The organism is Frischella perrara (assembly GCF_000807275.1).
GTDB lineage: Bacteria > Pseudomonadota > Gammaproteobacteria > Enterobacterales > Orbaceae > Frischella > Frischella perrara.
In genome coordinates this window covers 589326-602706 of sequence record NZ_CP009056.1, presented here as the reverse complement: position 1 = coordinate 602706, position 13381 = coordinate 589326, and the positions used below count along the sequence as shown (strand labels likewise).

The following is a 13381-nucleotide window of genomic DNA, read 5'->3' as shown; positions in this document are numbered from 1 at the left end:
CATTATCTGCATTGACCTCTAGAGTATTTATATCATTTAATTTGTATAAGGAATTTAATAGGTTGGAATAAAATAATGTTAAAAATAAAATCTAAAAATTTAACTATTAATAAAGGATGTTGTTTAGTTTTCTTGGTTGTATTTTTCTTAGTTAGCTATAATTTTGCTAATTGGTTAACCTCAATACGTAGTGATGTAAACAGTTTGGTTTTCGACTGGGAAACATCAATTCCATTATGGTCTTGGACAATTATACCTTATTGGTCGATACATTTTATGTATTGCTTTGCTATTCTATCAGCCAAATCCGAGAAATCACTGAAAAACATTTTTTTACAGCTTTTCTCTGCACAGATAATCTGTGTCAGCTGTTTTCTTATTTTTCCACTTAGATTCACTTTTGAACGACCCGCTGTTGACGGTTTTTTGGGTCTTTTGTTTGATCTTTTAATGGCATTTGATAAACCTTATAATCAAGCGCCATCATTACATATCACATTATTAGTGATACTATGGCGATTCTATTCACACAATCCTTCTACTGTCGTTCGTTATATTATACATATATGGTGTTTTTTAATCGGCTTATCCGTGTTGACAACTTGGCAACACCATTTTTTTGATTTACTTTCTGGATTATGGGTCGGATGTTTTTGTATTTGGTTATGGCCTGAGAACGGTGTTTCTCCACTAAGTAATAAACAATCACCTAAACAATATCATTGGGGATTGCTTTATTTTTCTCTGTTTTTAATATCGTTTGTTATGGCTATTTATCTTCATGGCTTAGGGTTATGTTTTCTATGGTTATCGGGTGCATTCTTATTGGTATCTGCTAATTATTTATTATTTGGATCATTGGGTTTTGGAAAACAATCTAATGGGCAATTTAGTCTGGCAGTGAGGATTTTATTCCTACCCTATTTCGTTATCATGTGGATTTATTCACGGTTAACGTCATTCAAAAATAATCCTGTCGATTTAATTTGTGACAATGTCTATTTTGGTCGCTTACCGTCTAGAAAAACGTTAAAGGAAAATCAATTTATTTCTATTGTCGATCTTTGTGCTGAATTACCAATAAATTACTTTGTTGGTCATTATTCGCTTATACCAACTTTAGCTATGTCCCCCTTATCTGTTGAACAATGTCAACTAGCAGCAGAAATGATCGAACAATATCAAAAAAATGGAAAACTATTAGTTTGTTGTGTTCGAGGTGATTCACACGGTGCAACAGCAGCCATTGCTTGGTTATTATTAACTAAAAGAGTGGCGAACTTAGATGAAGCAATAGCTAAACTAAAAGTTAGCCGAAAATATATTGTCATCACCAAACAGCAACAATTAATTTTGAAGCACTTTTTTGAACAATGTAAATAAGGCATTGTTTTAAAGATAATTCATCAAAAATTAAAAAGCTTCTAAAATATTTATTGTTTTAATCCTAAGTAGATGAGCTATCTGTCACTCTACTTAGGTTATTTCCATAATTTATTTTTTACGAAAATAATCACTCAATCATCAACTTAAAATAAAATCCATATCCCATAGAATTTTAAATAATAAATAACTTTTTTATTTTTCTCGTTATTTTCCCATTTTTTCCATATCTATTTCCTTCATCACCCAAAAATAATCAATATTTTTGTTTTTATTTTGTACTATTTTATATATTATAAAGGTAATTTATTTAGGTTAATTAATGCATGTAAATAGAGGTGCAAATATCTATTTTTATCGCATTTATAACTTTTTATCTCATTTATGGTTTTATTGTATTTATCGTTATAAACATTTGTGTTTATTCATTTAAAAACAATAACGCAATGTGTGCCTGCACTGCTAGCAGACAATAGATTTCAATAAAGCAGTATTGAATATTTAGACTGATTAATTAATTGTTTATTTATTCATCCAAACTTAGCTTATCAAGCACAATGATAATAAGAATAAGGACGGCTTCATGAAAACTGGGTTATATTTTTCTGTAACAATTGGTGATTTACCCAAGGATACATTTGATGTAGTTGAGTTTACCCTACAGGAAGGATTGTCAACATTATTCACGTTAAGCTTAACTTTGTCGAGTAAAGATAGCAATATTGATTTACAGGCGCAATTACTCCAGAAAGTGCAACTGGTGGTGTACAGCAATGGTCAAGTTGAACGGACGGTTAATGCACTGGTAGAGAAGGCAGAGCGAGGCGACAGCGGATTTAAACGTACCTTTTACACTATTACAGCGCGCCCGGCACTATGGCAATTAACGCTGACAAAAGACAGCCGAATTTACCACTTTAAGAGTGTTCCCGACATTATTGATGAAATTCTTCAGGATTATAATATTGTTGTTGATAAACAATTGATGGACCCTCACCCGGTCAGGGAATACACGACGATGAAACGTGAATCCTATTTTCAATTTATTGCTCGGCTGGCAGCTGAAGAAGGGATAGCGTTTTGGTTTGAGGAAAATCAATTATTTTACAGCGATAGTCATTTAGGGATGACAGGAGGATTATCACTTATCTATAACCCTCACCCGCAAATTGCCACCTTTCTGCCGACGATTAGCGCTTTAAAATTTGGTTGTGCTATGCGACCGACGGAAGCTAAGACTAAGGATTATCGTTACAGTCATCCTGATGTGATGATGGATGCGAAGAGTAAGACAGATAAACCGTTACCTAGCTTTGAAATTTTTGACAGTTACGGACGTTACGATGATGAACAGATGGCACAGCAGCTAAGTCAATATCGTTTACAAGCATTACAATCTGACAGTGAGCAAGGTCAGGCGGCAAGTAATTATTTTCAATTAATGCCGGGAAAGATTTTCAGCATTAGCGAACATCCATCCCAGTCAATGAATCAATCATGGCAGATTGTCACTATTACTCATCATGGTTATTTACCGCAGTCGCTGGATAATGAGAGTGATGACCGTCCGGCGACATTAACCAATGAATTTACCTTTATTCCCGGCAAGAATGACTGGCGCCCACCGTTTATTCACAAACCACAAGCTGACGGTGATGAAGTTGCGGTGGTTGTTGGACCAGCGGGTGAAGAAATTCATGTAAATGAACATGGTGCGGTGAAAATCCATTTTCATTGGAATCGTTATGATGCAGCGGATGAACGGGCTTCTTGTTGGGTACGGGTATTACAAAACTGGAACGGTGATGGTTTTGGTTTCCTGTCGATTCCACGTATTGGTCAGGAAGTCTTGGTAGGTTATATCAATGGGGATATTGACCGACCGATTATTATGGGCACCACCTACAATGGTAATAATCGCCCACCTCTGGATTTACCTTCAGCTAAAACGCAAATGTCTATTAAATCGAAAACACACAAAGGTGAAGGATTTAATGAATTACGTTTTGAAGATGAGAATGGCAAACAAGAATTATTTATGCATGCGCAAAAAGACATGAACACGGTTGTGCTTAATGACCGCTCAACGGTGGTAATGGCAAACCATACTGAGAATGTGGCGGCGAATCAAATTATGACTGTTGGTGAAAATCGCATTATTGAGGTAGGAGAAAATCAGGATTCAACCATTTTAGCCAATCGTATCCTCTCTGTTCAGGGTGATTCTAAGACCTTAGTGGGAGGGGCATGTGATATTCAGGTTAAAGATGTGGTTTACATATCGTCAGCGACTGCTATCCGGCTTGACTGTGGACAATCGGTGATTGAAATGGACAGTGGTGGCAATATTAAACTGCATTGTAATAATTTTCATATTTTTGCCAAAAATAGAGGTGATGTAATTGGGCAATCCATTGTTGAAATTAATGGTGATGGAGCACAAGCCGTAGTTAACGAAGAAGATGTTGCAGCAAATATTGAGGCGAGTCTTGAAAGCACATTCCCTAAATAGTTAACGGTAATTAAAGTGATGTCGGTAAGAATAACTAACAAGAATTAAGAATAAATAGAAAAAAGCAGAATAAATAAAAAGAAAGATACTCAGCAGGTGCAAACTAATAAGGATAATAATAATGAATCAGCAGGCACAACTATACACCTATCAATTTAATGAGGGGCAACTGATATTGCCGGAGGCTTATCAGGATGACTCGGTTCAAATATTAAAACTACCACATAAGCAAGCTAATCTTATTATTACTCGTACGATATTAAAAGCGCAACAAACAGAGGACAGTTATTTTAAGCAACAAATTGCCTTGTTAAAAAAAGAGATGCGTCACTTAATAGTGGGAGACCGAGTGATGACAACTTTGGGAGGCGAAAAGGCGATTGAGGCTAAACAGGTACAGATACAGTTTGAAAATAAAGGGGTTGTGTTATATCAGTTTTTACTGACAACGGTGCGCCCCGACTCATCACACTTGTTAGTACTGACCTATTCGCAACCCAGACCATTGACAGAGGCAGATAATCAATGCTGGCAGGCGATTAAAGACTCATTTATTCCAGCTTAGTTGACAAAGGAGGCGAAAGATGGGCGATTGTCTGGCGGCTAAGTTAGGGGATAAATTAGAGCACCCGTCAAAGCTTGCTGATTTTATTAGTGGCTTCGTTAAAGGGGCGATTTATACCGCCATTGCTGCGGTTGCAGTGGTAGCTACTGGTCTGACAGGCGGGGCGGCTTTAGCATTGTCGGTAGTCGTAGGTCTTGCTGCTGCAGCTGTGATTGGTGATGTCATTGATAATGTGAGTGATGCCATTGGGGAGTTTTTGGGAGGGACGAGTCTTGATGGGGAGATTGTTACTGGCTCCCCGAATGTCAAAATAAAAGGTATGGAAGCTGCCCGGGCAGCCGGAAAACCACCGCTTGAACAGTTAGCCGCAGAGAATTATGCACAAGCGCAAGATGATAGTGAGCCAGAAAATTCCTACCTAAATAAGGCAGAGGAAATTGCGGAGCACATGCTGAAAGTGGCTTATTTTCTTAGTCCAATGGGGTTATTAGATGCAGGATCGAGTTTAGCAAAAGGGCTTGGCAAATCACTAATATCTAAAAGTTTTTGGACAAGCGTTGCCGATAATTTATTAGCACCGACTGTTGCAACAGCGATGCCAGGAACGACACCGGCGGATATGGATAAAATCACCTGCGAAAAGTGGCATTATTTTGGTGGTGACCTTTATCTGGCGGAAGGATCCAGATCAGTCTTTATTAATAGCCAACCGGCTTGTCGTAATGGTGACCGCAGTACTTGTGAAGCGAAAATCAGTCATAAGCAATCGGATCGGTTGGTGAAGATCGGTGGAGAAAGTGTTGTTGTACGAGATATTAAAAGTGGTAAAGATCCGGTTGCAAGTTTAGCTGGGGAGATTGTAGGTTCATTATTCGTTGGTTTATTGAGTGGTGGCATACGTCAAGCAATAACATGTTTTGGTTGTGCGCTACTCTCTGAGGTTATTGGTACAGCAATTGGCTCAGTTGCCGGTGCAACTATTGGTGAGGCTATTAATCGAGCGACTTCAAGCCAATATCCGGTTCTTTTTACGACGGGGGCCAAGCTTCTTGCGGGAGAGGAAGACTGCGATTTTGAGTTAGCAGGACGAATACCGTTATTCTGGCAACGTTTATACCACAGTCGTAATCATCGCAGTGGTGTGTTAGGCGTGGGTTGGACATTACCTTTTGAGATAACACTCCGTATTGAGCCAAACCCTCAAGATGCAGAGCTTGATAATATTATCTATACTGACTATTCTGGTCGGGAGTTAGGATTAGGTCATCTTGAATTAGGGCAATATGTTTTTTATGTTAATGAAGGTTTTCGGTTATATCGTAGCTTGCAAAATATCTTTATGCTAGAGACGACGGAGGGTGATTATTTTATTTTTGAAGCCGACCCTCATCAACCAAACCATTTACGTCTGTATAAAAAACAAGACCGCCATGAAAACAGTTTAAGTTACGTTTATGATGCACAAGGGTGCTTAACGCATATTCATGATGATAATCATGATATGTGCATTCGACTAAGTTATCAGGCACCGGAACACACGCAGGTCACTGCCCCACTATCGACACAAGACAAAGTTACCTATCGATTACACGCTGTTTACCAACAAAGCATAGAAAACAAAGAGCATGAGCGATTACTGGTTCGTTATGTTTATAACGATGCCGAGCAGTTAATCGCAGTTTATGATGCACAAGATTATTGCTTAAGAACGTTTTGTTATGATGAACAAAGTGGACTGATGAGTGCGCACCGTTATGCTAGTGGGTTAACCTCACATTATCGTTGGCAAAGGCAATCGGAGCCTGACCATGATGGTGGCGTTCGTTGGACTGTATCTGAGCAATGGTTAACCGACGAAAGTGACCAGACCGATACAGATACAGATACAGATACAGATACAAATACAAATACAAATACAAATACAAATACAAATACAGATAAAGTAAATAATGCACGACAAGAGTATTGTCGTTTTGAATACGATTTAGCTGCCCAAACATTGATTTTACATCAGGAAGGGTTGGGAATATCTTACCGGCAGTGGGATGAGTTGGGTCAAATTACCGCGTTTACTGATGTCGATGGCAGTCACTGGCAATTTACTTGGAATGATAAATCAGCGCTGACTGGTATCACAGATGCTGAAGGGGGACAATACCACTTTAGTTATGATGAGTACGGTAACTTAGAGGTAGCGGTTAATCCGTTGGGTGAAGAAATAGGTACCTCATGGGATACTGATTTTTTTGTTCCATTAAATCGTCGTTATCCTAATGGGGCATATGTTAGTTATGAGTACAATGACACCGGTGACCTGATTACGTTTACCGACCCGAAAGGAGGGAAAACGTGTTACCGTTACAATGAATGGGGCGACCCTATTGAAGAAGTGGATGCACTGGGTAATCATACTTACTACGACTATACAGCAAGCGGTCAGCTTAAGCGATTTGTTGACTGCTCGGGTTACAGCCATTATTGGTATTATGATGAATGGGGACGCCCGAAATTAGAGCAAAATGCACAAGGTGAGAATACACATTACCACTATTCAGTGGCCAATCGTCTCACCATGATTGAGCGGGTGGATGGCAGTTGTCAACAGTACATTTATAATCAAGCTGGCTTAGTGAAAGCGGTACACGATTTTGATGGCACGGTGACTAGGTATCATTATAACGGACGCGGACAGTTACAAGAAAGATTATCGCCTGATAATAAACGCCTTCGCTACCATTATGACGGATTTGGGCGTTTGGTGGCACTGTACAATGAGAAGGATGAAGCATACCGTTTTAGTTATGATATCAACCATCAGTTAATTAGTTCAACTGACTTAACGGGACAACGTGAATGTTATGATTATGACCGATTAGGACGGGTAATTCGCCAATATCATTATCCACACAATCTGCATTTTGAGTCTGAAAACCTTCAGGAATCACACCTTAATCCAATTATCTATGATTACCAGTATGACAGTATAGGACGACTAACTCGTCGTCGTAGTCCAGATTATGTCACTGAATATCACTACCAACCGAATCAGACCACGCTAACACGCAGTGAATTATACGATTGGGCTACTGCACAATTAGCGGGGCAAACGGTCAGTGCCGATAAACAGCAGACCCTAAGCTTTACCACTGACGAATTAGGATTACTCATCGCAGAACAAAATCATGAAGGTTTACACCAATACAGCTATGATGCATTAGGTAATGTAATCAATCACACCTTACCGGATGGTAATCAGTTAGGATACCTGTATTATGGCTCGGGTCATTTAAGTCAATTGAACTTTAAGACGCCGACAGCCATGTATGATATTGCAGAGTATGAGCGAGACCGGTTACATCGTGAGATTAGTCGTCGACAAGGTAAACTGACCCAGCGCATCACGTTTGATGCTTTGGGACGAATGACCAATAAACGCACGGCATTTAATGATTTAGGTAGTCATGCATTACCGCTAATAGACAAACGCTTTGACTATGACAAAGTAGGGAATTTAATACAACAAGTTAACGGTTACGGTAACTATCCGGCACAGACGCTAGATAGTAGAGCCCGTTACAGTCAACGTTATGAGTATGATGCAGCACAACAAGTGGTGATGCAGCGTGAATATACAAACCAGCAGCATTTTGTATATGACCCGGCAGGTAATTTATTCAATGAGCAAGGCGACGTGTGCCGGGCGAATCAGTTGCGACAATACAATGGTTACCACTACGATTATGATGGTTTTGGTCGACTGATTAAACGGCAACGACCGGCTGAAAATATCACGCAGTGGTTCAGTTATAACCATGAACATCAACTTATAGAAGCGAGGGTTGAGAGTTTACAGCACCGCTCAATCACCCAATACCAATATGATGCGCTAGGTCGACGAATTAATAAGACGACGGAGCATTACGATAAATATAGTCAGCGATATACCACAACAGGCACCGATTTTAGTTGGCAGGGGATGCGGTTAAGTGGTGAAGCCAATGCACAACAACAAATTCGCTATCTTTATAATGGACAAGATTATGAGCCAATTGCCAGAGCGATAAGTGACCGTTACCCTAAGACATCAGATGTGCACTACCAGATTGAGTATTTTCATACGTTAGCTAACAGCTTACCGACGGAGCTAACCAATGAGGACGGTGAAATAATTTGGTTAGGGGAATATACGTTATTTGGGCAATTGAAACACCAACGCAACCGAGACCGGTGGTATAGTTCAGATAAGACAGAGCAAAACTTGCGTTTTGCGGGGCAATATTATGACCAAGAAACGGGTTTACATTACAACACATTGCGTTATTATGACCCCAACTGCGGACGATTTACCCAACAAGACCCGATTGGACTAGCGGGCGGGATTAATCTTTACCGGTATGCGCCTAATACACTCTCTTGGATTGACCCGTGGGGGTTAGCATGTACACCTAAAGTTACAAGAGGCGCTCAGAAACAACCGTTGTCAGCAGAAGTTACTATAGGTAAAGCAGATATTAAAACAGGAACAGCAACGAATCCATCATCACGGGCTTGGGCGAGAGCGTTAGGTAATTCAAATGATGATGCAGGACATATCTTAGGCAAGGTTCTAGGTGGATCAGGTGGTAAAGATAATGTATTTCCTCAATTATCAAGTATTAATCGAGGCGGGTATCGAAAATTTGAGGATTCGGTTAGAAAATATATTGAACGTACAGGAAATGATGTAAATCTTAAATGGCGTTTTGAGTATGAAAATGGTGGAACTCGCCCAAAAGGAATAGTCTATGAAGTATTTGATAATGCTAAACGAGTTCTTGTTGATATTTTTGAAAATTAGGAAAAGTAAATGAATTCTACAGAGCAAGCTTTAAAAGTATTAAAACTTTTTTTAACAGAAATGAAGACATGGGAAGATTATTGGTTTGAGTTGAGATATGCGAATCCGGGAATTAATTATAAAAAAGATCAAAAACAAGAACTTGATGCCATTTATGAAAAATATGTAACGGTTAGAGAAAGAAAACTAGGAAGGCAGGCTGCTTTATCTACACAGAATCCATCAACATTTACTCCTGATGGTGAAATCATTAGTTGTGAATTAAGTGCTAATAATAAAAAAATAGTAATTGAGATTCATAAAAAATTTGATACGGGAGTTGAATACGAATATCGATATACGCTAATTTTTAAAAATAAGGAATGGCGTGTGGATAGAAGAGAGATGCTTGATTATGACGGTAGATGGATCAAGGATACTTTATAAATAATAAAACGGAAAAGGTCCCCTAGCTCTTTCCGAATAGAACGACTGACTCGCCGTCTTAGACCAGATTGTGTGATTGAATATTACTATCAAAGCTATGATGCATTAGGTAATGTAATCAATCTCACTTTACCGGATGGTAATCAGTTAGGATGCCTCTATTATGGCTCGGGTCATTTAAGTCAATTGAACTTTAAAACGCCGACAGCCAAGTATGATATTGCAGAGTATGAGCGAGGTGACGTGTGCCGGGCTAATCAGTTGCGACAATACAATGGTTATCACTACGATTATGATAGTTTTGGTCGACTGATTAAACGGCAACGACCGGCTGAAAACAATCACGCAGTGGTTCAGTTATAACCATGAGCATCAACTTATAGAAGCGAGGGTTGAGAGTTTACAACACCGCTCAATCACCCGATACCAATATGCGCCTAATACACTCTCTTGGATTGATCCGTGGGGGTTAAGTTGTCGCCTACAATACATGGGAAAGACTCCTGGTAAAAAAAGTGCAACAAGCCGAAAAGTTATAGAGCGATTGCGTAGCCAAAAACTTGTTACAGGTCACGGTGATGATATGAGGTTTAAAAGTCCAACTGATGGTAAATGGTATGATATTAATGAAGCAGATATGGCTCATATAACTGATGCGGTTAAATGGTGGAATCGAAAAGGTAGATATTACGGGGCTAAATCTAAGACAGTTAGAGAGTTTATGCTAAATGAAGAAAACTATATATTAGAGCATTATAAGTATAACCGTTCTCAAGGGGCGAAATTACCAGATAGATATAAGAGCCCTGTGGATCTTATCAAATCACTGATAAAACCAGAAAAATTATGATTAAAGGAGGATAAGCATGAAAACACTTATTGATAATAAACTTGAGGAAGAAATAATATCTATAGTAGAAAGTGGCAATATAGATCGTATCAAAAAAGATTTTTCTAGTGCTTTAAATAAATATAATCAAGCTTGGAAATTAATTCCTGAACCAAAGTTAGACTGGGAAATAGCTCGTTGGATTTCTTCATGTATATATAGAGTTTATTTTGAGATGTCAGATTTTTCCAATGCTAAAAATTGGGCAGAAATATCACTACAGACAAGCGGATCTGAGATTGATACATCGCGAGCGATTAATATGGGAATGGTGTGCTATGAATTAGGTCAATACGACGAATCATACAAATATTTTAGTGAGGCATATAATTTAGGCCAAGCTCGAGCATTTAAAGAAATACCTAAAAAATATTTGGACTTTTATTTAAATAAGAAAAAGATAAAAAATAACTGACAAACTGGAACGATCATTATCCAATGGTTACCACTACGATTATGATGGTTTTGGTCGACTGATTAAACGGCAACGACCGGCTGAAAATATCATGCAGTGGTTCAGTTATAACCATGAACATCAACTTATAGAAGCGAGGGTTGAGAGTTTACAACACCGCTCAATCACCCGATACCAATATGATGCGCTGGGTCGACGAATTAATAAGACGACGGAGCATTACGATAAATATAGTCAGCGATCACCGATAATGGTAAACGAGTTCTTTTTGATATTTTTAAAAATTAGGAAAAGTAAATGAATTCTACAGAGCAAGCATTAAAAGTATTAAAACTATTTTTAACAGAAATGAATAAATGGGAAAGCTATTGGTATCAGGTACAGTATGAAAATCTAGAAGTTGATTATACAGAAGAACTAAAAAAAGAAATTGATGCCATTTATGAAAAATATGTAACGGTTAGAGAAAGAAAACTAGGAAAGCAGGTTGCTTTATCTACACGTTTTCCATCGACATTTACTCCTGATGGTGAAATCATTAGTTGTGAATTAAGTGCTAATAATAAAAAAATAGTAATTGAGGTTCATAAAAAATTTGATACCGGAGTTGTATACGAATATCGATATACGTTAATTTTTAAAAATAAGGAATGGCGTGTGGATAGAAGAGAAATGCTTGATTATGACGGTAGATGGATCAAGGATACTTTATAAATGATATGGAAGAGCGGCGTAGCTGCTCTTCCCGTATCTATTTAAGCCTAGGTATAATACATCATTAACTAAATCATATTAAACGAAAAAATTGTGTTGATGTATTAAGGATAACTTAATTAAATAACCTTATCAGCTGATAATTAATTCTTACATTGTAATAACAAACCCACTATCTTTATTATAAAAAGATTGATATTTGGGATAATAAAACCCTTATATCAGAAAGAGAGACTGAAAAATTACAAAGATTATTTCCTTAATGAATTTTATATAAAGCTACTACTAAAAAAATATATAAAGCTTGAATAGCCAAATTTCTAACGTTGGCATTTCTTTCGTTTTCCAATAATATTCTTAAGATTAAAATGAATACAATCTAATTTATCATCGTTCATTAAGGGGGAAGTCATGGCTAATAATTTTTCTACCAGCATTAGGCAAGCTATTAATGAAGTAAATCAATATGCAGTCGATAAAAAACATATTGTTGGCTCCGTTGTTATCGTTGCGAAAGAGGGAGAAATAATCTACCAACAAGCATCAGGTCATGCTGATCAAGAGCATAAGAAAACTATGCGGGTTGACTCACAATTTCTATTATCTTCTGTAACAAAGCCGATAGTCAGTGCTGCCATATTATGTTTAGTGGAAAAAGGAATACTTAACTTGAATTCGCCGGTTACTGATTACCTTCCTAATTTCACCCCAAAATTAGAAAATGGTCAGCAACCTGTTATTACTTTGCATCACTTATTAACCCATAGTGCAGGGTTGAAATATCGTTTTTACGAACCTAATGGTGAAGGCATTTATAATACGTTACAAATTTCAGACGGCTTTGATGAAATAGCTATTGATTTAAATGAAAATCTGGATCGATTATCCAAAGCTCCTCTGCTTTTTTCACCCGGTACAAATTGGTGTTACTCATTAGCGTTAGATGTGTTAGGTGGGGTATTAATGGCCGTTACTCAACAATCATTAGAGGAAATAATAAAAACAACCATAACAAAACCTTTAAACATGACAAATACCGGTTTTACATTATCAGACAATAACCAATTGGTTACTCACTATTATGATGCTTTGCCCACACCATTACCCATGCCAAGTCCTTATTTTATGCATTTAGATGAATCATGGAATAGTGGGATTATAAGCTATGATCCTAAACGTATATTCAATCCTAAAGCCTATCATTCCGGTGGAGCTGGCATGGTCGGTAATGCACCTGATTTTATGCGATTTCTTTTATCACTGACTTCTTCAAAGAATGTTCTAAGTCCCAATAAATTAATAGATAAAATGGCAAAATGTTATATAAGTAGTGAACATAGTACTCAAGGTCCCGGATGGGGGTTTGGTTATGGCGGTGCGGTACTTGATAACCCAATAAAAGCACAAACACCTCAAGGTAAAGGAACAATACAATGGGGGGGTGTATATGGTCATAATTGGTTTTATGACCCTCAGCAAGCATTAGCTGTGGTCATTTTTACAAATACAGCAATAGAAGGTATGTCTGGACTCTACCCTGTAAAAGTTAGAGATGCTATTTATCATTGTTTTTAAGGTTAGAACCATTTTTACATGGTTCTAATTAAGTAAAGGATTTTACCAATTTTTAAGTTTAGTTT

The 13381-nt window shown here is 37.8% G+C and carries 11 protein-coding genes; all 11 read left to right on the top strand.

Annotation, left to right across the window (positions count from 1 at the left end; all coding sequences use genetic code 11):
* Positions 1-75 precede the first annotated feature (75 nt).
* The 11 genes from FPB0191_RS02755 to FPB0191_RS02710 all read left to right on the top strand — a co-directional run bounded on the left by FPB0191_RS02755 (position 76) and on the right by FPB0191_RS02710 (position 13316).
* Positions 76-1383, top strand: coding sequence for a phosphatase PAP2/dual specificity phosphatase family protein (locus tag FPB0191_RS02755; RefSeq protein WP_052236715.1), 1308 nt, complete (start codon positions 76-78; stop codon positions 1381-1383).
* Positions 1384-1966: 583 nt separating this feature from the next.
* Positions 1967-3895, top strand: coding sequence for a type VI secretion system Vgr family protein (locus FPB0191_RS02750; protein ID WP_052236714.1), 1929 nt, complete (start codon positions 1967-1969; stop codon positions 3893-3895).
* Positions 3896-4016: 121 nt separating this feature from the next.
* Positions 4017-4460, top strand: a complete 444-nt coding sequence (locus tag FPB0191_RS02745; protein WP_052236713.1) for a DcrB-related protein — start codon at positions 4017-4019, stop codon at positions 4458-4460.
* A 19-nt stretch (positions 4461-4479) separates the two neighbouring features.
* On the top strand, positions 4480-9297 hold the full coding sequence (locus FPB0191_RS02740; protein WP_052236712.1) for an RHS repeat-associated core domain-containing protein: 4818 nt from the start codon (positions 4480-4482) through the stop codon (positions 9295-9297).
* Between the two features lie 9 nt (positions 9298-9306).
* The gene (locus tag FPB0191_RS02735; RefSeq protein ID WP_039103849.1) at positions 9307-9723 is read left to right on the top strand and encodes an NTF2 fold immunity protein; all 417 of its coding nucleotides are present in this window, start codon (positions 9307-9309) and stop codon (positions 9721-9723) included.
* Positions 9724-9795: 72 nt separating this feature from the next.
* A complete protein-coding gene (locus FPB0191_RS02730; protein ID WP_039103847.1) occupies positions 9796-10086 on the top strand; it encodes a hypothetical protein in 291 nt (96 codons plus the stop codon).
* A 127-nt stretch (positions 10087-10213) separates the two neighbouring features.
* Complete coding sequence (locus FPB0191_RS02725) at positions 10214-10573, top strand: GH-E family nuclease (protein ID WP_052236711.1); 360 nt, start codon at positions 10214-10216, stop codon at positions 10571-10573.
* 16 nt (positions 10574-10589) lie between these two features.
* On the top strand, positions 10590-11027 hold the full coding sequence (locus FPB0191_RS02720; protein WP_039103845.1) for a tetratricopeptide repeat protein: 438 nt from the start codon (positions 10590-10592) through the stop codon (positions 11025-11027).
* 91 nt (positions 11028-11118) lie between these two features.
* Positions 11119-11328, top strand: coding sequence for an RHS repeat protein (locus tag FPB0191_RS12090; RefSeq protein WP_110021810.1), 210 nt, complete (start codon positions 11119-11121; stop codon positions 11326-11328).
* A complete protein-coding gene (locus FPB0191_RS02715; RefSeq protein WP_039103843.1) occupies positions 11325-11741 on the top strand; it encodes an NTF2 fold immunity protein in 417 nt (138 codons plus the stop codon). Before FPB0191_RS12090 ends, FPB0191_RS02715 begins: the two co-directional genes overlap by 4 nt.
* A 411-nt stretch (positions 11742-12152) precedes the next feature.
* A complete protein-coding gene (locus FPB0191_RS02710; protein WP_039103841.1) occupies positions 12153-13316 on the top strand; it encodes a serine hydrolase domain-containing protein in 1164 nt (387 codons plus the stop codon).
* Positions 13317-13381: the final 65 nt, after the last annotated feature.